This window comes from Streptomyces sp. NPDC058632 (genome assembly GCF_042717095.1).
Taxonomy (GTDB): Bacteria; Actinomycetota; Actinomycetes; order Streptomycetales; family Streptomycetaceae; genus Streptomyces.
On sequence record NZ_JBHXQZ010000032.1, the window covers coordinates 50,321 to 73,681 of the forward strand.

Genomic DNA, 23,361 nt, shown 5'->3' on the forward strand with positions numbered 1-23,361 from the left:
TTCGGACAGGGCTGCGAAGCGCTGTCGCGGGCGGCGGGACGGGTTCACGGTTCGGTTGGCGTACGCGCGACGCGCGACGCATGGAGGAGGCATCGGTGGCGGGCGAGTTCCCCGACAGGTCGAAGCAGCGCGAGTCGTCGGAAGAAGCGACGCCGGGGAGCGCGGGTCCGGTTCCCGAAGCCAGGAGCGAGGGGGGCGGCGCCGGGAATCGGGACCCCCGGCTGGCGGCGACCCGGGACGCTCCGTCGTCGACGGCGACGGCGACGGCGACTTCGGGTTCATCCACGTGGTCGAATCCCGCGGGGGATCGCGGGGGCGTGGACACGGCCACGCGGGTGCTTTCGGTGCGCGACGCGCGGGCCGACGACGAGGACGCCGTCGAGGCCGCGGACTCCGAGTCAGGCAACGGGACGTCCGTCCGGAGTGACGATTCCGCTACGGACGGTGAGGGTGAGCCGTTGGACGCCGTCGTCGCGGCGTGGGTACGGTCGGCGGACGAGGTGGAGCGGAGCGCGGGCGGCGAGGACGCCGACGGCGGCGACACGGGCGCCAGGAGCGGCCCGGAGGACGGCGGGGACGGCGGCGCGAGCCGGGACGAGGGGCCCGGCGGGGCTTCCGAGGGCGGATCGGCCGACGATGCCGGCGCGACCGGGGGGCCCGACGAGGCCGACGGTTCCGGCTCGGAGAGCGAACCGGTGCCCACCGCCGAGGCCGGGATCGAGCCCGAGCCCGAGCCGGAGACCGACGCCGGCGCAACCCCCGTCGCCGACGCCACCGACGACGCCCCGGACGCCTCCCAGGCCACCGCTGACGCCTCCCCCGGGGACGACGCCACCCCCACGGCCGAGGACGACAGCGACTCCGACAGCGACGGCGCGGACGCGCCCTCCGGGTCGACGCCCGAACCCGAGGCCGGCGCCAAGCCCGAAGCCGCCCCCGCACCGAGCGCGGACCGGGCCGACGGCACCGACACGGACGACGACGATCGCGACGGCACCGGCGGCGCCGAGCCGACCACCGATCAGCCCACCGATCAGCCCACCGCCGTCTTCAAGGCCCCGCGCCCCTCCGCTTCCGCCGTCGACCGGCCCACCACCATGCTCAAGCTGGGCGACGCGGCCAAGGACACCGGCACGGCCGACGAGGGAGAACCCGAGTCCACCTCGGACTCCGGGGCCAAGGACCGGAGCAGGGACGAGGACGAGCCCGGGTCGGGCCCCCTGTCCGGCCCTCGGCGCGCCGGCACGTTCGTGCCGCTCAAGGACCTGGACGGCCCCGAGACCCGTAAGCCTCAGAAGCCCTCGAAGCTGCCGGAGGGCGGGGACTCCGCCACCACCGCGCTGCGGTTGCCGCCTTCGGCTCAGACACGGCCCTCCGCGCCGTCCGCGCCCCCGGCCGACGGCACCCGTTCCGTCCCGCAGGTCGGGCCGGAGCTGACGCGGCAGCAGCCGCTGCCGCCCAAGCCGCCGCTGGACCTGCTGGCCGAGCTGACCAACACCCCACCGCCGCCGGACACTCCGCTGCGCACGGCCCTGCGGCGGGTCAAGATCTGGACGCCGCTGGTCGCGCTTCTGGTGATCGTCTTCGCGGTCGTGCAGAACATGCGTGCGCTCCCCACACCTACGCTCGAGCTGACCGCGGAGGACAGCTTCACCTTCGACGGCGGCAAGGTCGACATCCCGTGGCCGGCCGACGGGCAGGCCGCGCTGGACGTGCAGGGGATCGGCACCTTCGGCTCCTCCGGTGAGCAGAAGCCCGTGCCGATCGCCAGCGTCGCCAAGGTCATGACCACGTATCTGATCCTGCGCGAGCACCCGCTCAAGAGCGGCGCCGAGGGTCCGATGATCGAGATCGACGGCCCCGCGGAGGAGCAGTCCGACGCCGGCCAGGAGTCGACCGTCGATGTGACCGCTGGTGACGAGATCTCGCAGCGGGAGGCGCTGGAGGCCGTGTTGATCGCGTCCGCGAACAACGTGGCGCGACTGGTCGCCCGTTGGGACGCGGGGTCCGAGGAGGCGTTCGTCGAGAAGATGAACAAGGCCGCCGAGGACCTCGGCATGACCGACACGACGTACACGGACCCCTCGGGTCTGAACAACACCACGGTGAGTACGGCCGTGGACCAGGTGAAGCTGGCCCGGGCCGCGATGAAGCAGCCCGCCTTCCGCGAGATCGCCGCGATGATGTCGTACGACGACTACAAGGGTGTCAACCACTCCAACTGGAACCAGCTGGTGGGGTCCAACGGCGTCGTCGGCATCAAGCCCGGAACCACCACCTCGGCGCTCGGCAACCTCGTCTTCGCCGCGAAGAAGGACGTCGACGGCGAGATCCGGACCATCGTCGGTGCCGTGGTGCGCCAGCCCGCGGGCGGCGCCGACAACTCGATCCTGGCCGGGGCGCTCTCCGCGGGCGACCGGCTGATCCGGGCGGCGCAGGACGTACTGGAGTCGACGACGGTGCTGAAGAAGGGCAGCGTCGTCGGGTACGTGGACGACGGGCTGGGCGGCCGGACGCCCGTCGTCCTCACCGAGGACCTCAAGGCCGCCGGCTGGCCGGGGCTGAAGGTGAAGCTGACGTTCGCCGGGACGGAGGTGCCGCACCAGGCGAAGGCCGGCACGGAGGTGGGCTCGCTCACCGTGGGCGACGGCACGGACAGCGGTGCCGTCAAGGTCCCGGTCGCTCTCCAGGAGGACCTCGTGGAACCGGGCTTCACGGACAAGCTGACGCGCGTGGCCTGATCGACGAGCGACGACGAGCGACGACCAGCGGCGACGAGCGGTGGGCATCGCACCCCGTCGGCCGGTGCCCACCGCGGGCGACGGCCGACGGGGTGCGTGCTAGCGTCGCGAAACGGGCAGGTCGCCGGTGACCGCACCGCTGCCGTGACCGGACCACGCACCACGATCACGCACCACGAAGACGCGAGACGAAGACGCCATACGGGGAGTGCCTTCAGGTGGCCACTGCGGAGCCGACACGCGCCGACGACGCCGATCCGGGCCCGGAGTCCGGCCCGCGAATACCCCTGCCGGAAGCCGGCGGCCGGCCACCGGGCGCGGACACGAAAGGCACGCCGGGCACCTCCGCCTCCGCTTCCCGTCCCAGGGCTTCCCGTCCCAAGGCCGCCGTTTCGGCCGTACGTGCCCGGATGCTGCGGCATCCGGTACTGTCCGTCACCGCGCTCGCCGGTGCGCTGCACATCGTCTGGTTCTTCACGTTCGCGAACAGTGGCGGCGATCTCGCGGCGCAGGACGCCTGGGCCGAGTTCGTCGGTCGGCATCCCGACTCCGCGTACAACATGGCCTGGTACGGCGGGATGCACGCGGTGTCGTACAGCGTGGTGTCGCCGTATCTGATGTCGGCCCTCGGTGTGCGGACGACGATGATGCTCGCGGGGACGGTGTCGGCCGCGCTGCTGACGATGCTGCTGATCCGCAACCGGGCGGTGCGCAATCCGCTGTGGGCCGCGCTCGCGGGCGTGTTCGGGCTGCTGGGCAACGCGGCTTCGGGACGGGTGACGTTCGGGCTGGGCGTGCTGTTCGGGCTGGCCGCGGTCGCCGTCGTGTTCTGCTGGCCGCACCGCTGGCGCTACAAGCGCTGGGCGAAGGCCCTGTGCGCGGCACCGCTGGCGGCGCTGGCCACGATGTCCTCGCCGGTCGCGGGCCTGTTCGTGGGGCTGGTGGCGGTGGCGCTGTTCCTCCAGAAGCGGCGGCCGGGGGCGTGGGCGCTGGGGCTGGGGCCGACCGTGGTGGTGGCGGTGTCGGCCTGGCTGTTCCCGTTCTCGGGGACGCAGCCGATGGGGTTCGGTTCGGCGGTCCTGCCCCTGGCGTTCTCGGTCCTGGTGTACGTCCTGGTGCCCCGGGAGTGGATCACGGTCCGGATCACGGCCGCGGTGTACGGGCTGGGCGTGGTGCTGGTCTGGTTGGTGAGTTCGCAGATCGGTTCCAACATGACGCGGCTGGCGATGCTGTTCGCCGGGGTGGCGCTGGTGGCGGCGCTGCCGTTCGCGGTCCCGCGGAGCCTCAAGTGGTACGCGCTCGTCGTGGCGTTCGTCGGGTTCGTCGGATGGATCGGCTACAAGTCGGTCGACGACGTCGTGAACACGACGCCGGCCGCGTCCTGGGCGCGGGAGCTCGCGCCGCTGGTGAACGAGCTCCAGGAGGTCGGCGCCGACAAGGGGCGGGTGGAGGTCGTCCCGGCGCGTTCGCACCGCGAGGCCTCGGCGCTCGCGCCGTACGTCAATCTGGCGCGGGGCTGGAACCGGCAGGCCGACATGGAGCGCAACCCGCTCTTCTACGACGACACCCTCAACTCGGCGAACTATCACGAGTGGCTGAAGCGCTGGGCGGTGCACTTCGTGGTGCTGCCGAAGGAAGAGCCGGACGGTGACGGCAGTAAGCGGGAGCGGGAACTGGTGCAGCGGGGGCTGCCGTATCTCCAGCAGATCTGGGGCGACGCCAACTGGCAGCTGTTCGCCGTGCAGGATCCGTCCTCGCTGGCCGAACCGAACGCGGTCGTGGAACGGGCCAGCCAGAGCGAGATGACGATGCGGGTCGAGAAGGCGGGCCGGGTCGTCGTGCGCATCCCGTACTCGCCGTGGCTGAGCATCGTCGACGAGGACGGCAACAAGCTGGAGGGGCCGCAGGAGACGGAGGGGTCCAGGAACCGTTCCGACGGTGACGGCGCCGCCGACGGGGACGCGGACGACCGGCCAAAGACGTACGACAACCTCAACGGCTGCCTGATGGAGACCGAGGAGGACGAGAACGGCGACAAGTGGACCGTGCTGCTCGCGCCGGAGCCGGGCACGTACCGGCTGGCGGCGCCGTACGGCGTGCCGCGGGGCACGCCGTGCCCGGAGGAGCTGAGCTGACCGGCCGACGCAGCGGGTCCACGAACCGGTCGGTGCCGTACCGGATCCGGTGAACACCGTGCTGCCGCGCCGGATGTGGCGGACTGCCATGTGCCGGACGTGGCGGCGTTCCTGGCGCCGTAGCGCCGTAGCGTCCGCCGTAGCGCCGTAGCGGGCTCGGGTGGTCACGGGGCAGTCGCTGCTCGTCGACGCGGGTGCACTCACGCGCTGGTCCCGGCGGTCCCCGCCCCACCCCACTCCACCCCACCCAGACATTCGAAACCATGAACGTTGGTCATCAGCGTGAACATTTTTGCGTGCTCTTGACCTTCCCCTTCCTTGTCGTGCCCACGCCTACGCCTTCACGATGAGCGGGCACTTCGCACCCTGCCGCAGAAGTACCTCGGACCCACCGCAGACCTACCCCGCTCGGGCGAAGTGCCAACCAGCTGAGCGGAGTTCACAAGGCGGACCCTGGAAGGGGGGACATGAACAGTCTCGACTGGGCGGTACTCATCAGCTACTTCGCGGTGATGGTCGCCATCGGTGTCTGGTCGCACAAGCGGGTGGACAACGTCAGCGACTTCTTCACGGCCGGCGGCAAGATGCCCTGGTGGCTCTCCGGCATCTCCCACCACATGTCGGGTTACAGCGCGGTGATGTTCACCGGCTACGCCGGCATCGCGTACACGTACGGTGTGACGTCCTTCGTCACCTGGTCCTTCCCCATCGCCCTCGGTATCGCCATCGGGTCGAAGCTGTTCGCCCCGCGGATCAACCGGCTGCGTTCCCGGCTCCATGTGGCGTCCCCGCTGGAGTACCTCAAGAACCGTTACGACCTGAAGACCCAGCAGGCACTGGCCTGGTCCGGCATGCTGCTGAAGATCGTGGACGTGGGCGCGAAGTGGGCCGCGATCGCCACGCTGTTGGCGGTGTTCACCGGTATCTCGCTCAACGAGGGCATCCTCATCACCGGCGTGGTCACGGCGATCTACTGCACCATCGGTGGCCTGTGGGCGGACGCACTGACCGAGTTGGGTCAGTTCATTATCCAACTCCTCGCCGGTATAGCCATGTTCGTCGCGGTGGTGGCCGAACTCGGCGACCATGGCGGCTTCTTCGGAGTGTGGGACGAGCCCGAGCTCCAGGGGCATGCGGAGCCGCTGGTCGGGCCGTACGGCACGATCTTCCTGCTGGCGTTCCTCTTCATCAAGCTCTTCGAGTACAACGGCGGCATGCTCAACCAGGCCCAGCGGTACATGGCCACGGCCACACCCCGCGAGGCGGAGCGCTCGGCACGGCTCTCGGCGGTGCTGTGGCTGGTCTGGCCGCTGGTGCTGTTCTTCCCGATGTGGATGTCGCCGCTGCTGGTGGAGTCCCAGAAGGCGGACGGTTCCGACTCGTACGCGCTGATGACCGAACAGCTCCTGCCGCATGGACTGTTGGGACTGGTCATCGTCGGTTTCTTCTCCCACACGATGGCGATGTGCTCCTCGGACGCCAACGCCATCGCGGCCGTGTTCACCCGGGACGTCGCCCCGGTGCTGTCGGCGAAGGCGCGGCGCTGGAACGACCGGTCGGGGCTGCTCGCGGCCCGGGTGACGACCGTGGTCTTCCTCGGCCTGTCCATGGCGGTGGCGACACAGGTCAACTCGCCCACGTTCAAGGACATCATCACCGTGGTCATCAAGTGGGTGGCCGGCCTGATGGGCCCGATCGCCATCCCGATGATGCTGGGTCTGCTGCGGCCGTTCCGCCGCTCGGGCCCGACCGCGGCCCTCACCAGCTGGTCCATGGGCCTGCTGGCCTTCTGGCTGGTCAACTACCCCGTCAACTGGGCCGTCGAGGGGGGCGTGCCCCTGGAGTACCAGGTCTCGATCCCGCTCGCCGTCTCACTGGTCCTGTACGTCCTGATCGGCTACGCGAAGCCGGAGGACACCCCGGAACGGATGGCGGTCATCGAGCGCATCAACACCGACGGCGACGACTCCGCCGCGGCGGCGGTGCCGGCGCAGTCCGGAGCCCCGGACGTGGCACCCGCCCGGACGACGGACTAGGGCCCGTCCGTCACGCGGCACGGAAAGCCACGGGAGCCACGGGAGTCACCCGGTCAGGGAGCCTCCCCTCCCCCTCGGATAGCGCGCCATCCAGGCCGGGGACGACCCGGCGGGCCCGTGCAGGGCGGGGCCCTGGGTCATCTCCATGGCGAAGTCGTCGGCGAGTTCCAGCAGCGTGGGACGGCCCTCCAGTTCGGCCAGCCAGGCCGGCGGGAGGGCCGTTTCGCCGTAAAGGGCCCCCAGCAGCCCGCCGGTCAGTGCACCGGCCGCCGCGCTGGGCCCGTCCATGTTGACGGCGAGGCACAGCCCGTGCCGTATGTCCTCCCCCACCAGCGCGCAGTACACGGCGACGGCGACGAGCCCCTCGGCGGTCCCGGTCCCGCTCAGCCGGGTCACCCGTTCCGGTGTGGGAATGCCCTGCCGCACGGCGCCCAGGGCGTGCTGCAGGGCGTCCGACACGGGCTGGTGCCCCGGCCGTGCGGCCAGCAGCGCGAGGGCCCGCTGCACCGCCGTGTCGAGGGTCTCGCCCCGGGCCAGCCCGTGCACGATCACCGCGTACGCGCCGGCCGCGAGGTAGGCGGTCGGATGGCCGTGGGTCTGTGCCGCGCACTCCACGGCGAGCTGGGCGACGAGCTGCGGCTCCCAGCCGACGAGCAGCCCGAAGGGCGCCGACCGGGCCGCCGCCTCGGGGCCCGCCGCTCCGGGGTTCTTGGGAGCCTCGGGCGTGCCCATGGTCTCGTCCCCGAGCCCGACCAGCAGCGCGCGGGCCGGGTCGCGGCGGGCATAGAGCCACTCCTCGCGGGCGAGCCACCCGTCCTCCTTGCGGCGCTCGTCGGGCCCCCAGTCCCGCTGGGTGGTGGCCCAGCGCAGGTACGCGCGGTGCAGATCGGTCGGCGGGTGCCAGGCACCGGTGTCGCGCCGCACCTGGGCGCGGATCAGGCCGTCCACGGAGAACAGGGTCATCTGGGTGAGGTGGGTGACGGCGCCGCGTCGGCCGTGGGCGGGGGCGAGCCCGGTGATCCCGGCGGCGCCGTGCGCCTGACGGATCGCGTCGACGCCCTGGCCGTCCACGGGCGCGCCCAGCGCGTCCCCGACGGCCACCCCGAGCAGCGTCCCGCGCACCCGGCTGCGGAAGTCCTGCTGCTCGCGGCGCCCCCACACGGGTCCGCCAGTCGCGTCCACCCAGACCTCCCGGACACCGTGCGTACGTGCGACGCCAAGCACTGTATGCGAACGGGGACGGTCGGATCAGGGTCGGTTCAGGGCACGGAGAGGTATGGGAGCGGTGACCGGTCTGACCGCCTGGTCACCTACGCCCGGACTCGTCCAGACGGCGTCGGACCTCGTCGCGCCGCGTCCGCGCCCACCCGTACGACGGGCTCAGTTCCAGAGCACGGTCCAGGTCCCGCAGGGCCTGGTCGTGGCGGCCGAGGTTCGAGAGGGTCACGCCCCTGCTCGCGAACGCCGACGTATACGCGGGGTCCAGGGTCAGGGCCTGGTCGTAGTGGGCGAGGGCTTCCTCGTCGCGGCCGGCCGCGCGCAGGGCGTCGCCGCGTTCGCAGTGGGCCCAGGGGGAGTCGGGTTGCAGGGCGACCGCCCGGGTCAGGTCGGCCAGTCGGCGTGCGGGTTCGTCGAGCGCGCGCCACACCCTGGCCCGGCGGATGAGCGCCCAGGGGTAGTCCGGCTTGAGCTCCAGTGCGCGGTCGAGGTCGGCGAGCGCGGCGGCCGGTTCACCGAGGGCGAGGCGGGTGGCGCCGAGGGAGGCCCAGGCGTAGTCGTGGGCCGGGTCCAGGGCCAGTGCCCTGCGGAGGTACCGCACCGCGGCCGGGTACGTCTGGCGGGCCCGGAAGTACTCCCCCATCAGGGCGTAGGTCCCGACGTCGTCCGGGGCGAGGTCGACGGCCAGCCGCAGGTGGGCGAGGGCGGCGGCGTAGTCACCCCGGGCGGCCAGGGCGACGGCCTGGCTCCGGCGGATGCGGGCCGCGGTCGCCGGGGACAGCTCGAGGTCCCACCAGTCGGACGGCTCCCGCCCGTCCTCGTCCTGTGCACGGTCGGGCCCCGCGCCGGCCGGCACGCGGCCGCCCGGAAAGGTTCCGGGCGACGCGGTATCGGACGACTCGGTATCGGACGACTCGGCATCCTGCGGCCGTTCGCTGCGCGGCCCCGCGCTCCAGGACGCCTCCTCGGGTGGCGGGGCCTGTGCCGTCACCGCTGCGGGCGGCTCGGCGCGGTTCACCGGGACTGCCGGCAGGTCCGTGTCGTCCTCCGTCGGAGGCCGTCGGCGAAGGCGCCGGTCCGCATCCGACGAGTCGCGGTGCCGCCCGCCCGAAGGCGGGACCGGCGACGGACCCGGAAGCCGGTCCAGCAACCGGACCATGACGGCGTGCGTGCCGCCACCGTCGAGCGCCTCCGACAGGTCCCGGCCCCACCGGGCCACGGCCTCCAGGTCCGCGTCCCGCCCCGCGTCCTCCAGGAGCCGGGTCCATCGTCCCGCGACGGACTCTCCCTGGTCGCAGGCCTCGACGAGGTCGCGCAGCACCTGCGCCGGCATGGACCGCTCCCGCGCGCACAGCAGGTGGTACGACTCCGCGAGCCGCAGTTCCCGCCACTCCTCGTCGGCCCACAGCTCCGCTGTGTCCCGTCCGGCCTCGGCCTCCTCGCGCCACTGCCCGAACACCGCCGCGAGCCGCCGCTGCTGCTCGGCCCACCCACGCGGGAACCAGGTGCGCTGCATACGGAGCATGGGCGCGCGTACGACATCGTGGTACCGGAGCCGCGACGCCTGCGCGCCGACGAAGGGGAGGCTCCTCAACCATCCGTACAGCTCGTCCAGTCGGCCCTCGTCGTACTCGTGGTACTCGTTCCCGCGCCCGCGCCCCGCCAGGGCGGCCCCGAACACGTCGGCGTCCAGCCATCGGGGCAGTGCGCCCGCCAGAGCGGCGGCCCTGCGTACCGGGTCCTGCTCCCACTTCAGGAACCGGTCGACCGCGGTGACGCTGGGGTCCTCCACCTCGTCGGGGCCGGCGGGCCGGGTCTCGGCGAGGGTGGACACCAGGACCGGCAGCCCGCCGGTGAGCCGGAGCACCTCGGCGACGACGGGATCGGCGACGACGCCCCGTGCGGCGAGCAGTCCGCGCACCTCGGCCTCCGTGAACGGCGCGAGCGGGAGGACGGTCATGTGGTCCGCGAACCCACTCCACCGGGCGGGGTCGACACGGCGCTGGCCGGCGGTCACCACGACGATCGTGGCGGGCAGCGGGCCGTGGCGGTCGGTCGTCATGAGGTCGTGCAGCCAGCCGTCGAGGAAGCGGCCGGTCTGCTCATAGGTGTCGAGGAACAGGGCGATCCACGGTACGTCCGAAGCCGCGTCGGACAGCTCGTTCACCAGGACCGGGGTGAGGACGCTCTCCGGGGAGAGGACGAGCCGCACGTCCTCGTGGCTGCGGAAGCGTGCGCTCAGCCCGGCTCGCAACCGGTCGGCGCCCTGGGCGAGTTGCGCGGGGTCGAGGACACCGGCGAAGGGGCCGACGCCGGGGACCAGGCCCAGTCCGGCCAGTCCGGCCCGCGCGACGGCCATGCTGCCGGCCGACGGAGTTCCCTCCGGTTCCGGGACCAGCGTAGCGAGCGCGGCCGCCTCCGCCTCATGGAGCCGCTCGCGGTGGCTGACGAGCAGGCGTTCCAGGTCCTTGAACCGGTGCCCCTGAGAACTGAACTGACGACACATCACTTCCAGCGCCTCGGGCACGCTCCCCGTGCTCTCATCGACGTACGCCGTCAACGCGCCGCGCTCCCGGGCGATCTGCTCGAACTCCCGGACCAGAAAGGTCTTCCCGACACCCGCGTTGCCATGCACGTGAAAGCGGAACCGGTGCCGTTCGTCCTCGGGCGGGATGTCGAAGTTCACCCGGAACAAGTCCAGTTCGGCGCTGCGGGCCACCAGTCCGGCACGTCGGCGCTGTTGGACGAGCTGCTGCATCGACGGCCGTGCCTGCGCCACGTGTACGTCCCCTCGCCCGGATCCCGACCGGCCCCATTCTGGCTCAATGCAGACGGGACACGGCGGGTCGCACGGGGAAAGGAACCGCCATGGCCACCACCCCGCGCGGCGTGCTCCCCCTCACCGCCACCCTCCTCACCGCTTCCGTCGCCCTCTACATGGCGCTCGTGTCCTTCGGCAACATCACGGACTTCGGCACGAACCAGGAGTTCGTCCGGCACGTCCTGGCCATGGACACCACGTTCGGGGACGACGACCTGATGTGGCGCGCGATCACGAACGAAGGGCTCCAGGACGCGGCGTACGTCGCGATCATCGTGTGGGAGACGGTGGCCGCACTGGTCCTGGCCCACGGCACCTGGCTCTGGACCCGACGCGACCACACCCGCGCCCGCCGCGTCTCCACCTACGGCCTCCTCATGGTCATGCTCCTGTTCGGCGGCGGCTTCCTCGCGATCGGCGGCGAGTGGTTCGCGATGTGGCAGTCGGAGGACTGGAACGGCCTGGACGCGGCGACCCGGGCGTTCGTCTTCAGCGGGGTGGTCCTGCTGGTCGACCAGCTGCCGGGATTCCCGGAGGGAAGAGCCGACGCCGGCTGACGGTCTCCCCGAGGTCGTCACCACTCCGAGCGGTTATGGCATTTCCGATGCCGTAACGGGCCCCATGGCTGAGGGCCGAGAAGGTCTGATCCCACACAGTTATTCGACGACCCGCACCGTCGTCCCCGCCGTTCCGAAGGTCCACAGGGCCTCGCCGTCGGCCTTCGCCACGCGGATGCCGCCGGTCTGGCGACCCTCGGCGGGCGGGGGCGAGGAGCCGTCGACGGCGTTGGAGAAGGCGATGGAGACGCCGGACTTCGCGGCGAAGTAGATGATGTGCTCGATCTCCACGCCGTCGCTGCCCGTCGTGGCCTCGGTGCGGGTGCCGATCGTGTACGTACCGGGGTCGGGGGCGACCGTGCCCGGCCAGACCTCGAAGAAGCGGCGCGGGGCGTCGCTCGCGTCGACCAGCCACACCTGCTGCGTGTCGAGGGAGTAGACGATACGGCGGCCGGTGCCGGAGTCGGCCGGGACCGCCGGCTCCTTCGGCTCCGCCTCCTCCTCGTCCCCGGGACCGGCCGAGGGCTTCGCGTCCGGGTCCGTCGCCGGCGTACTCGGGCGGCTCGTGGACGCGGTGGGCTTCGTCCCCTGGTCCGCCTGGACGCCCAGGACCGCCACTACGGCTATCGCCCCCGTGGTCAGCCCGGTCACCCAGGCCCACGAAGGAAGACGGGCAGGCACCGGTACGCATCTCCTAGGTCGGGCGGAGTTCCGACCCCCTGGCGCCAGGGGCACCAGGAGTCAGATCATCCTACTGCCCGGCCTGCCCAGCTCGGTTTCTCCCTCGACTCCTCAGTCCAGCACCGGCAGCAGTTCCGGCAGGTGGCCGTCCGAGGCGCGGGCCGCCTGCTGCCGCTCCTTCGGGACCTCGCCGTACAGGGTGGTGCGGGGCCTGGCCGGGCGGCCCGCCGCCTCCGCCACCGCGATCAGGTCCTTGACCGACTTGTACGAGCCGTAGGACGAGCCGGCCATCCTCGAGATGGTCTCCTCCATCAGCGTGCCGCCCAGGTCGTTGGCGCCGGAGCGGAGCATCTCCGCCGCACCCTCCGCGCCCAGTTTGACCCAGCTGGTCTGGATATTGGGGATGTGGGGGTGGAGGAGGAGACGGGCCATCGCCGTGACCGCGCGGTTGTCGCGGGTGCTCGGTCCGGGCCGGGCGATGCCGGCCAGGTAGACGGGGGCGTTGGTGTGGATGAAGGGGAGGGTGACGAACTCCGTGAAGCCGCCGGTGCGTTGCTGGATACCGGCGAGGGTGCGCAGGTGCCCGAGCCAGTGACGGGGCTGGTCCACGTGGCCGTACATCATCGTGGACGAGGAGCGGATGCCCAGGCCGTGGGCCGTTTCGACGACCTCGGTCCAGGTGGCCGCCGGCAGCTTGCCCTTGGTCAGGATCCAGCGGACCTCGTCGTCGAGGATCTCCGCCGCCGTGCCGGGGATGGTGTCCAGGCCGGCCTCCTTGGCGGCGGTCAGCCATTCACGGATCGACAGGCCGGTACGGGTGGCGCCGTTGACCACCTCCATCGGGGAGAAGGCGTGCACGTGCATGCCGGGGACGCGTTCCTTCACCGCCTTCGCGATGTCGAAGTACGCCGTGCCGGGCAGGTCGGGATGGATGCCGCCCTGCATGCAGACCTCCACCGCGCCCACCTCCCACGCCTGCTGGGCACGGTCGGCCACCTGGTCCAGGGAGAGCGTGTACGCGTCGGCGTCCGTGCGGCGCTGCGCGAAGGCGCAGAAACGGCAGCCCGTGTAGCAGACGTTGGTGAAGTTGATGTTGCGGGTGACGATGTAGGTGACGTCGTCGCCGACCGCCGACTTCCGTACGTCGTCCGCGATCCGGCACAGGGCGTCCAGCGCCGGGCCGTCCGCGTGCAGCAGGGCGAGGGCCTCGTCGTCGGTGAGCCGCGTCGGGTCGTCGGCGGCGGTCGCGAGGGCCTGGCGTACGTCGGTGTCGATGCGCTCGGGCCGCATGCCGGGGGCGGCGGCCTCGCGCAGGGCACCCCAGTCGCCGTACACCTCGTCGAAGTCGTCGCGGCGGTCGCCGGTGCGGCCCTCGGTGTCGATGGTGCGGTGCAGGTCGGTGCGGCCGGTGGCGGTGAACGCCTCGTCCGGCTCCTGCCAGGGCAGCCCCTCGGGGAGGGCACCGGAGCGCGCCAGGCCCGTCTTCGGGTCGGCGAGCGCCGCCACGTGCGGGCGCAGCCGCGGGTCCAGCCAGGGCTCGCCGCGCCGGACGAACTCCGGGTAGACGCAGAGGCGTTCCCTCAGTTCGAAGCCGGCCGCGCGGGACCTCTCGGCGAGCTCGTCGATCTGCGGCCAGGGGCGTTCGGGGTTGACGTGGTCGATGGTGAGCGGGGAGACGCCGCCCCAGTCGTCGATGCCGGCGGCGATCAGCCGCTCGTACGCGGAGTCGACGAGGTTGGGCGGGGCCTGGATGCAGGCGCCGGGGCCGAGGACGTGCCGGGCGACGGCGACCGCGGCGATCAGGGCGTCGAGTTCCGCGTCCGGCATGCCGCGCATCGCGGTGTCCGGCTTGGCGCGGAAGTTCTGGATGATCAGTTCCTGGATGCCGTGATGGGCCCGGGAGACCTTCCGCAGCGCGAAGAGCGACTCGGCGCGCTCCTCGTACGTCTCGCCGATGCCGATGAGGATGCCCGAGGTGAAGGGGACCGAGGAGCGGCCGGCGTCCTCCAGGACGCGCAGGCGGACGGCGGGTTCCTTGTCCGGGGAGCCGTGGTGCGGGCCGCCGGGCTCGGACCACAGGCGGGTCGCGGTGGTCTCCAGCATCATGCCCATGGACGGCGCGACGGGCTTGAGGCGCTGGAAGTCGGTCCAGGTCAGCACGCCCGGGTTGAGGTGCGGGAGGAGGCCCGTCTCCTCCAGGATGCGGACGGAGACGGCGCGGACGTACGCGATCGTGTCGTCGTAGCCGTGCGCGTCGAGCCACTCGCGCGCCTCGGGCCAGCGGTCCTCGGGCTTGTCGCCGAGGGTGATGAGGGCTTCCTTGCAGCCGGCGGCGGCTCCCTTGCGGGCGACGTCGAGCACCTCGTCCGGCGACATGAACATCCCGTGCCCGGCGCGGCGCAGCTTGCCGGGCACGGTGACGAACGTGCAGTAGTGGCACTTGTCCCGGCACAGCCGGGTCAGCGGGATGAAGACGCTCTTCGAGTACGTGATCACTCCGGGCCGGCCCGCGGCCAGGAGGCCCGCGTCCCGGACCCGGGCGGCCGAGGCGGACAGGTCCTCCAACTGCTCGCCGCGCGCCTGGAGCAGGACGGCCGCCTCGGCGACGTCGAGGGACACCCCGTCCCTCGCCCGTTTGAGGGCGCGACGCATGGAGTTCTCGGTCGGGCCGGTTCCGGAGGTCGCGGATGCCGATGTCGTCATTCTTCGAGGATACGTTCGGGGTGATCAGGACATAGGGGGCCGGGTGGGTGCCGGGCGAACACCGGGCGGGGTACCCGGAAGGTGCTCGCCCGGCGTCGTCATCGGGCGTCGGCGACGAACGGCTGGTACGCGTCCAGCGCCCGCAGCACCCCCGCCTCCCCCTCCGGCGGCAGCTGCAGCACGACCTCGTCGATCCCCAGCTCGGCGTAGTGGGCGAGCTTCCCCGGGCTGGGCCGGACCGCGTACGGGACGACCTGGAGGGCGCCGGGGTCGCGGCCGGCGTCGGCCCAGGCGGTGCGCAGCGCGGGCAGGGTCTCGGACAGGCCGCGCCCGCCGATCGGCAGCCAGCCGTCGGCGTACGCGCAGATGTGCGTGAACAGTTTCGGCCCTGCCGCCCCGCCGACCAGGGTGCGCGGTCCGACGACCGGGCCACGCGGCTTCTGGACCGGCTTGGGGTACGCGAAGCTGGCCCGGACACTGCCGAACTCGCCTTCGTACGCGGTCGGTTCCTCCGACCACAGGGCCCGCATCAGGCCCATCCGGTCCCGGACCAGCTCACGCCGGGTACGCCATTGCACCCCGTGGTCGGCGGCCTCCTCGACGTTCCAGCCGAAGCCGACTCCGAGGGTGAACCGGCCGCCGGAGAGGTGGTCGAGGGTCGCGATCTGCTTGGCCAGGCCGATCGGGTCGTGCTGCGCGGCGAGCGTGATGCCGGTGCCGATGCCGAGCCGCTCGGTGACGGCCGCGGCCTGCCCGAGCGCGACGAACGGGTCCAGGGTGCGGGTGTACTCCCGGGGCAGCTCGGTGCCCGCCGGGTACGGAGTGGTCCGCTCGACGGGGATGTGCGTGTGCTCGGGCAGGTACAGCCCGGCGTACCCGCGCTGCTCCAGCTCACGGGCGAGCCGGGTGGGGGTGATCGTCTCGTCGGTGAGGAAGATCGTGACGGCGATGCGCATGAGCGGCCTTTCGTACGCGGACGACGGAGTCATCAATACCCGGGCCGGACCCGTCTGTCCATACCGACCGGTCGGAATAGGCCCCGGGGTGAGGGGCCGGGAGGACGCACGGCGAACGGCGAGCGGCGAACGGCGAGCTGCGGGCCACCCCCTCGCACTCCGCCCGCGCCCACGCCGAGTTGCGGCACGAGGCGGCGACGGGTCCGCCGCCGGGTGCGCGCGCCCGCTGCCCGACGACGCCCCCCTCGCCCGTCTGCGCCTCGCCCGTCTGCGCACGCCGCCCCGCGGGAACGGCCTCGCGGTGCGGGTGATGGGAGCGGAACCGCTGACGGTACGGGTGGACCTGGACGACCGAGAGGGCCGGGGGGCTCGACGGCACGGCCGGCCCGTCCGGGGGCGGGCGTTCGCCGCCCGCGACGAGGGCCTCGCCCCCTCGCCTCCGAGCGCGCCGTACGCCTCGGCCCGCTCCCGGGGCACCGCCGGGATCACCGGGCAGCGCCGCGCCCCTCGCGCACCGGCCTGACGACCGGCCGGCGGCGCGAAACGGGAGGAAAGCCGAGCACGGACGGGCCCACGACGGTGACATGCGGGCGAAGCCCGCGCGCCGTCCGCGCAGCGCCCGTGCGCACGTGTGCGCAGAAGGTGTGGGGGCCTTGTGGACCGTGCGCGCACCCGTGTGATCGCCGTCTCGCACGACTGCCGCATCCGTCACGAACAAGGCAGACTGGCGTGGTTGTTGAGGATGCATAGGGGGACTGTATGGACGGTGCACCGCGCGTGCCGGAGCAGCGGCGTCCCGGTTCGCCGGCGTCGCAGGAGCCGCAGGAGTCACTGGAATCGCCGGAGCCGCCCGCCCCGCCGGCGTCACCGGTACCACCGGTGCTGCGCTTCAGCGTGCTCGGTCCGGTGCGCGCCTGGCGTGACGGCGAGCCCGTCGGCACCGGCAGTCCGCAGCAACGCGCTTTGTTCGCCGCCCTGTTGCTCCGCGGCGGGCGTACGGCGACGGCGGCCGAGCTGATCGACGCCCTGTGGGGCGAGGAGCCCCCCTCGCAGGCCCTGGCCGCGGTCCGTACGTACGCGTCCCGGCTGCGGAAGGCGCTGGGGCCCGGCGTTCTGGTCAGCGATTCCGGCGGGTACGCGGTGCGCGGGACGGGTGAGGGCGCGCTGGATGTCGGGGTGGCGCAAGGGCTGGCCGCCGATGCCGAGCGGGCGAAGAACGCCGGGGACCTGCACACGGCCCGTACGCTCCTGGACCGCGCCCTCGCGCTGTGGGACGGCGAGACGCTGGCGGGCGTACCGGGCTCGTACGCACAGGCGCAGCGGGTACGGCTGGAGGAGTGGCGGCTCCAACTCTCGGAGACGCGGCTGGACATGGACCTGGAGCAGGGCTGCCACGCGGAGGCCGTCTCGGAGCTGACGGCGCTCACGGCGGCGCACCCGCTGCGCGAACGCCTGCGCGAGCTGCTGATGCTGGCGCTGTACCGCAGCGGACGCCGGGCGGAGGCGCTGGCGGTGTACGCCGACACCCGCCGGCTGCTCGCCGACGAGCTGGGCGTGGACCCGCGCCCCGGTCTCCAGGAGCTCCAGCAGCGCATCCTCCGGGCGGATCCCCAGCTGGCGGAGCCCTCCTCCCCCGCGCCGCCCGAACCGGCCGCCTCCTCCGTCCGCCCCGCCCAGCTCCCGGCCACCGTGCCGGATTTCACCGGCCGTGCGTCCTTCGTCCGCGAGCTCTGCGCGTTCCTCGCCTCGGCCGAGGGCCGGGTGATGGCGGTGTCCGCGCTGGCCGGGATAGGCGGCGTCGGCAAGACGACGCTCGCCGTGCACGTCGCCCACCAGGCGCGGGCCGTCTTCCCCGACGGCCAGCTGTACGTCGACCTCCAGGGCGCGGGCTCCCGGGCGGCCGAGCCGGAGACGGTCCTCGGCGCCTTCCTGCGCGCCCTCGGCACCCCGGACTCGGCCGTGCCGGACTCGCTGGAGGAGCGGGCGGCGCTGTACCGCTCCGTGCTGGACGGCCGCCGGGTGCTCGTGCTGCTGGACAACGCGCGCGACGCGGCCCAGGTACGTCCCCTGCTGCCGGGCACGGAGGGCTGCGCGGCCCTGGTGACGTCCCGGGTGCGGATGGTGGACCTGGCCGGTGCCCACCTGGTCGACCTGGACGTGATGTCCCCGGACGAGGCGCTGGCCCTGTTCACGAGGATCGTGGGCGAGGAGCGGGTCGCGTCGGAGCGCGAGGCCGCGCTGGACGTCGTCGCGGCGTGCGGGTTCCTCCCCCTGGCCATCCGCATCGCGGCCTCCCGTCTCGCGGCCCGCCGCACCTGGACCGTGTCCGTGCTGGCGGCCAAGCTCGCCGACGAGCGCCGCCGCCTGGACGAGCTGCAGGCGGGCGACCTCGCGGTGAAGGCCACCTTCGAACTCGGCTACGGCCAGCTGGAGCCCGCCCAGGCCCGCGCCTTCCGCCTGCTCGGCCTGGCCGACGGCCCCGACATCTCCCTGGCGGCGGCCGCGGCCGTCCTGGACCTCCCGGCCGACGACACGGAGGACCTGCTGGAGTCCCTGGTGGACACCTCCCTGCTGGAGTCCGCCGCGCCCGGCCGCTACCGCCTCCACGACCTGGTCCGCCTCTACGCGCGCGCCTGCGCCGAACGCGACGAGCAGCCCCCGGGCGAACGCGCCGCGGCCCTGTCCCGCCTGCTGGACTTCTACCTGGCGACGGCGGCGGGCGTGTACGCGATCGAGCGGCCGGGGGACCGGCTGGTCGACCATCTGGCCACCACCGACCACCCCGGACTGCGCTTCCCCGACCGCAAGGCGGCGCGGGACTGGCTCTACACCGAGGCGAACTGTCTGCTGTCCTTCGCCCGCCAGTGCGCCGACCTGCCGGACACGCTGCGCCGGAGCATCGACCTGCTGTGGGCCGCCGTGGACCTGTCGGAGTCGGGGGCCAACTCCAAGGAGTACGAGGCCACCGCGCGCACCCTCCTCGACGCCGCCCGGAAGGTCGGTGTCGCGCGGGTGGAGGCGCGGGCGCTGATGACACTGGCGCACGCGCACCTCGACGGCGGCCGGTTCGACCTGGCCGACGAGGAGGCCGAGCAGGTCGTCCGGCTGGCACGGCGGGCCGACGACCTGCTGCCCGTGTGCTGGGCCCGCAACGCCCGCGGCGTGATCGCCCTCTACCAGGGCCGCACCGAGGCCGGCGAGGAGCATCTGACCCACGCCATCGCGCACTTCCGGACGCTGCGCGACCGCCCCGGTGAGGCGAGCGCGCTCTGCAACCTCTCACGGGTCCGGCTCGCCGCAGGCAGCACCGGCAGCGCCGTGGCACTCGCCCAGGAGGGCATGGAGATCTACGACGCCATGGGCAACTCCCTGCGCGGCGCGAACGGCCGCTACGCCCTCGGCATGGCCCTCACCCAGAGCCACCGGCTCGTCGACGCGGCCGACCGGCTCCTGGAGGCGCTGGAGGTCTTCCGCGACAGCCGGCAGCGGCTGTGGGAGGGCATGACCCTGTTCCGCCTGGCGGAGGTCGACCTCGCCGGGCAGCGGTACGCCCAGGGCGCGGCGAACGCCGAGATGGCGCTGACGGTGCTGCGCGGCATCGGCGGCGAGTGGCGGCGCGGCAACGTCCTGACGGTCCTGGGCCACGCCCTCACCGGCGTCGGCCACATGGGCCGCGCCCGTGTCTGCTGGGAGGAGGCGGTCCGCATCTACGAGACCCTCGGGTCGCCGGAGGCGGCAACGGTACGGGCCCTGCTCACGCCGGTCGAGGCGGCCTGAGAGCAACGCGGTACGGGCCGGCCTGTCGGCCCCACCGTCGGCCGAGTACGCCGTCCGGGTGTCACGGTGACGCCGTGCGACGCCCGCCGCGGGGTGCGCCGATGCCCGTCGTCGCGGCGTTCATCGTTCGTTTATCGCCGGACGGGAGGCTGGGGCCAGTCGATCCGTCGCGTCGGGGGGCAGGCGGGTCGTCAGGAGAGGCCGCAGCACCGGTCCACCAGGGCCGAGCAGCCGGCAGGCCCGTCCGGTCACCCTCGGGGGAGTGCCCGGACGGGCCGGACGACAGGAACACCACACAGGGGAGCAGGAAGAATCATGAGCGACGAGCAGGTCGTCAAGCCGCTGGGTGACATCCACGCCACGTCGGAGCCGCTCGACACCAAGGCCGGGGACGGCAAGGGCGAGGACGGCGGCGCCACCACCCAGGGCGACATCCACGCCACGGACGAGCCGCTGGAGACCAAGGACATCCACGCCACGTCGGAGCCCTTCAGGCCGACCCGGTAGCGGACCGCACAGCACGGGGGAACGGAGGGGCCGCGACGGCACGGAGGGGGAGCCGTCGCGGCCCCTCCGCCTGCCCGGGAGCAGCAGGTGGGCCGGACCGGCCCTGGCTCTCCCCTCAGCCCGCTCCTCAGCACCTTCCCGGTCGCGTTGCGGGGCGGCTCAGCGGCAGGAACACGACCGCTCACGGCACCCTGCGGGGACGTGTGGACGTATGGGCGCTCCGGGCGGCCACACAGTCCGCGCGTGCCGACGGGGCCGCCCTGAGGCCGGTGCCCCGGACGGTCGCGTACCGGGTCTTCTCCGAGGCGCAGCTCAGCGGTTCCCACCGGTGTCGCTGCCGCCCGCGTCGTCGTGGTCGTCGTGGTCGTCGTCGTGGTCGTCGTAGCCGCGGTGGCTTCCGCCTCCGGAACCCGACGACGGGCCCTGGTTCTGCGGCGAACTGCCGCGACCGCCGCCGCTGCCGCCGTGACCGCATGCGCACAGCCAACCGGCTGTCTGTCACGAGCACGTCACCGACGGGCGGCCGTCGCGCACCCGTACCCGGCGTCCGGACCGTCGCGCCCCCGTCAACGCCCCTCGGCTGCCGTCACGTCGTCCGCGCCGTCCCCGTCCCCTTCTCCGCGTCCAGGGCGTAGACGCAACGGTCCTTGCTGCAGGCGTAGACGACCCCGTCCCGGACGACCGGGGAGCCGGTGATCTCGCCGCCGGTCGCGAGTTTCCATCTCAGCCGGCCGTCGTCGGCCTTCAGGGTGTAGAGGAGATGGTCGGTGGAGCCGAAGTGGATCCGGCCCTCGGCGACCGCGGGGGCGCCCACGATGTCGCCGCCGGACTGGAAGCGCCACTTGGGCGTGCCGGTGACGGCGTCCAGGGTGTAGAGGCCCTTGCCGCTGCCGACGTGGACGTGCCCGGCGGCGGCCAGGACCGGCTCCACGGAGGAGCGGGCCTCGGTGGCGATGCGCCAGCGGTCACGGCCGTCGGTGGCGTCGAGGGCGTAGACCGTGCCGAGGTAGTCGGCGAGGTACACACCGCCGCCGGCGACGGCCGGGCCGGGGACGAAGGCGGGCGGTGAGAGGAAGACCGCGGGGGCCTCGAAGTGCCAGCGGACGTGCCCGCCGGCGATGTCCAGTGCGAGGACGCGGGTGCCCGCACAGACGTACACGTACCCGTCGGGCGCGGGGGTGAGGCGGACCGGGACGCCGCCGCAGGAGGCCGCGTCGCCGATGGGGTACGACCAGCGCTCGTCGCCCGTGCGCGCGTCCAGGGCGCGCAGGCGGGCGTCCTGCCAGACGTAGACCGTGCCGTCGTGGACGGCGGGGCCGGCCTCCGGGGACTCGAAGTCGGTCTGGCAGCCGGTGACCTCCCACAGCCTCTGGCCGGTGGACGCCTCCCAGCCCTGCACGCCGCCGCCGCGGGTACCGGTGACGACGGTGCCGCGGTCGGCCTGGAGCGAATACACCCAGGCGTCCGTGGACAGCCGCCACAGGTCGCCGCCCTCACGGGCGTCCAGCGCGAACAGGGTGGGGCCGTCGGAGGCGTGGATCCGGCCGTCGGCGACCGCCATCGACCAGGCGACGTCCCGGGTCTTGAACCGGCGGCGGCCGGTGGCCACGTCGAGGGCGTGCACCTCGAAGGAGGTGACGTAGACGAGGTCACCGGCGACGGACGGGGTGCCCCAGACGTCGTTGGACATCCTGAAACGCCACGGCCGCCAGCCGGTCGGCTGCTCCGGCGCCCGGGTGGGCGCCCCGGCCGGGGCGGGGTCGGTGCCGTTGACTCCGGGGCGGGGCTTGGACCAGGAGGCGGCGAGCGCGGCCGCCGGCGGGGGCGACTTGACGGCGGCGGCGCGCACGTCGGCGACGCGCGGGCCGGGGCCGATGGGCACCGCGGCACCGGCCAGCCGGATGGGGCCCGGGTCGGGGGCGCCGCCGGCCGGCACCGGCGGCCGGGGCGGGGGCGGCGGGATGACGGGGTCGACCGGGGGCGGGGGCGGCACCGGGGGCCGGCCGCCGCCGGCGCTGCGGCCCGGTCCGGGGCCTGGACGGCCGGGCGGACGGCCGTTGCGGCGGCCCTCGATCAGGCTCACCGCCCGCTCGGGAAGCCACGCGGAGGCCGTACCGCTGTCGTCGGAGCCGGAGCCGAACAGGTGCGGGGCGAGCTGGGACTGGAGGTCGGCGGGGCTGGGCCGGGCCGGGGCCTCCATCTGCATGCAGGATTCGATCAACGGGCGCAGCTCGTCCGGGAGACCGTCCAGGTCCGGGCCCTCACGCAGCAGCATGAAGACCGTCTCGACCGGGTTCGCGCCGTGGAACGGGGCGTGTCCGGTGGCCGCGAAGACCAGGGTGGAACCGAGGGAGAACACATCGCTGGCGCCGGTGACGCTGCGCGAGTCCTTGGCCTGCTCGGGAGACATGTAGGCGGGGGTGCCGACGGCGACGTTCGTCATCGTCAGGCGCGTGTTCGACACACCGGAGGCGATCCCGAAGTCGATCACCCGCGGGCCGTCCTCGACGACGAGGACGTTCGACGGCTTGAGGTCGCGGTGGACGAGCCCGGCACCGTGGATCGAGTGCAGCGCCTCCGCCACACCGGCCGCCAGCCAGCGCACCGCCTGGGCCGGGAGCGGCCCGCACTCGTTCACTATTTCCTCGAGGGAGGGCGCGGGGACGTACGCGGTGGCCAGCCACGGCACGGCGGCACGCGGATCGGCGTCCACCACGGCCGCGGTGTAGAAACCGGAGACGGCCCGGGCCGCCTCCACCTCGCGTGTGAAGCGGACGCGGAACAACTGGTCCTCGGCCAGCTCGGTGCGGACCGTCTTGATCGCCACGCGCCGCCCGGACGCCGACCGCGCGAGATAGACCAGCCCCATGCCGCCGGCACCCAGCCGTCCCAGCACCTCGAACGGCCCGATACGCCGCGGATCGTGCTGCGTCAGCTGATCCACCACTTTGCCTGCCACCTCCCCGTACGAGTCGCGCCACCACCTGTGCGCGACCGAAGTGCAGCGTCTCACCACCGCAGCCCCGTGGCGGCACGCACCCCGATTCTTCCTGTCCGGGGCCGTGGTTGCGAACCCGGCGACATAGGGGGTGTCCAGTCTTATATGCAAAGCAATGGGGCGGACAAGGGGCAGGGCGGGCGGCCGACGGGCGGCCGGCCCCCCCCCCCCCCGGCCGCCCCGGCGCCCCCCCCGCTGGCGGCCCCCGCCCGCCCGAAAAGCGGGGGGGGA

The 23,361-nt window shown here is 73.2% G+C and carries 13 protein-coding genes; 7 read left to right on the plus strand and 6 right to left on the minus strand.

The window, feature by feature from the left end; genetic code table 11:
* Window positions 1-80: 80 nt before the first annotated feature.
* The 3 genes from ACFWVE_RS14855 (at window position 81) to ACFWVE_RS14865 (ending at window position 6,912) form a co-directional block, all read left to right on the plus strand.
* Window positions 81-2,741, plus strand: coding sequence for a D-alanyl-D-alanine carboxypeptidase (locus ACFWVE_RS14855; RefSeq protein ID WP_384013154.1), 2,661 nt, complete (start codon window positions 81-83; stop codon window positions 2,739-2,741).
* Window positions 2,742-2,959: 218 nt separating this feature from the next.
* Complete coding sequence (locus ACFWVE_RS14860) at window positions 2,960-4,876, plus strand: DUF3488 domain-containing protein (protein ID WP_384013158.1); 1,917 nt, start codon at window positions 2,960-2,962, stop codon at window positions 4,874-4,876.
* 467 nt (window positions 4,877-5,343) lie between these two features.
* Complete coding sequence (locus ACFWVE_RS14865; RefSeq protein WP_384013161.1) at window positions 5,344-6,912, plus strand: sodium:solute symporter family protein; 1,569 nt, start codon at window positions 5,344-5,346, stop codon at window positions 6,910-6,912.
* Window positions 6,913-6,957: 45 nt separating this feature from the next.
* Here ACFWVE_RS14865 and ACFWVE_RS14870 read toward each other — a convergent pair whose 3' ends face one another.
* Window positions 6,958-8,094: an ADP-ribosylglycohydrolase family protein gene (locus ACFWVE_RS14870; protein WP_384013164.1), complete on the minus strand. Its 1,137-nt coding sequence runs from the start codon at window positions 8,092-8,094 to the stop codon at window positions 6,958-6,960.
* Window positions 8,095-8,218: 124 nt separating this feature from the next.
* A complete protein-coding gene (locus tag ACFWVE_RS14875) occupies window positions 8,219-10,909 on the minus strand; it encodes a tetratricopeptide repeat protein (protein ID WP_384013167.1) in 2,691 nt (896 codons plus the stop codon).
* Between the two features lie 89 nt (window positions 10,910-10,998).
* Here ACFWVE_RS14875 and ACFWVE_RS14880 point away from each other — a divergent pair, with 89 nt between their 5' ends.
* Entirely contained in the window at window positions 10,999-11,508 is a 510-nt protein-coding gene (locus ACFWVE_RS14880; RefSeq protein WP_384013169.1) for a DUF2165 domain-containing protein, read from the plus strand.
* 99 nt (window positions 11,509-11,607) lie between these two features.
* Here ACFWVE_RS14880 and ACFWVE_RS14885 read toward each other — a convergent pair whose 3' ends face one another.
* From ACFWVE_RS14885 to ACFWVE_RS14895, 3 genes are all read right to left on the minus strand, one after another.
* On the minus strand, window positions 11,608-12,189 hold the full coding sequence (locus ACFWVE_RS14885; RefSeq protein ID WP_384013171.1) for a hypothetical protein: 582 nt from the start codon (window positions 12,187-12,189) through the stop codon (window positions 11,608-11,610).
* Between the two features lie 111 nt (window positions 12,190-12,300).
* Window positions 12,301-14,892, minus strand: a complete 2,592-nt coding sequence (locus ACFWVE_RS14890; protein WP_384013174.1) for a bifunctional FO biosynthesis protein CofGH — start codon at window positions 14,890-14,892, stop codon at window positions 12,301-12,303.
* Window positions 14,893-14,990: 98 nt separating this feature from the next.
* Entirely contained in the window at window positions 14,991-15,848 is an 858-nt protein-coding gene (locus ACFWVE_RS14895; protein ID WP_384013177.1) for an LLM class F420-dependent oxidoreductase, read from the minus strand.
* Between the two features lie 310 nt (window positions 15,849-16,158).
* Here ACFWVE_RS14895 and ACFWVE_RS14900 point away from each other — a divergent pair, with 310 nt between their 5' ends.
* The 3 genes from ACFWVE_RS14900 to ACFWVE_RS14910 all read left to right on the plus strand — a co-directional run bounded on the left by ACFWVE_RS14900 (window position 16,159) and on the right by ACFWVE_RS14910 (window position 20,132).
* Window positions 16,159-16,371 carry a hypothetical protein gene (locus ACFWVE_RS14900; protein WP_384013180.1) on the plus strand — a complete coding sequence of 71 codons (213 nt, stop codon included), beginning with the start codon at window positions 16,159-16,161 and terminating at the stop codon, window positions 16,369-16,371.
* Window positions 16,372-16,607: 236 nt separating this feature from the next.
* Window positions 16,608-19,625 carry a BTAD domain-containing putative transcriptional regulator gene (locus ACFWVE_RS14905; RefSeq protein ID WP_384013183.1) on the plus strand — a complete coding sequence of 1,006 codons (3,018 nt, stop codon included), beginning with the start codon at window positions 16,608-16,610 and terminating at the stop codon, window positions 19,623-19,625.
* 315 nt (window positions 19,626-19,940) lie between these two features.
* On the plus strand, window positions 19,941-20,132 hold the full coding sequence (locus ACFWVE_RS14910; protein ID WP_384013186.1) for a hypothetical protein: 192 nt from the start codon (window positions 19,941-19,943) through the stop codon (window positions 20,130-20,132).
* 586 nt (window positions 20,133-20,718) lie between these two features.
* Here the strand turns inward: ACFWVE_RS14910 and ACFWVE_RS14915 are convergent.
* On the minus strand, window positions 20,719-23,079 hold the full coding sequence (locus ACFWVE_RS14915; protein WP_384013189.1) for a serine/threonine-protein kinase: 2,361 nt from the start codon (window positions 23,077-23,079) through the stop codon (window positions 20,719-20,721).
* Between the last annotated feature and the right edge of the window lie 282 nt (window positions 23,080-23,361).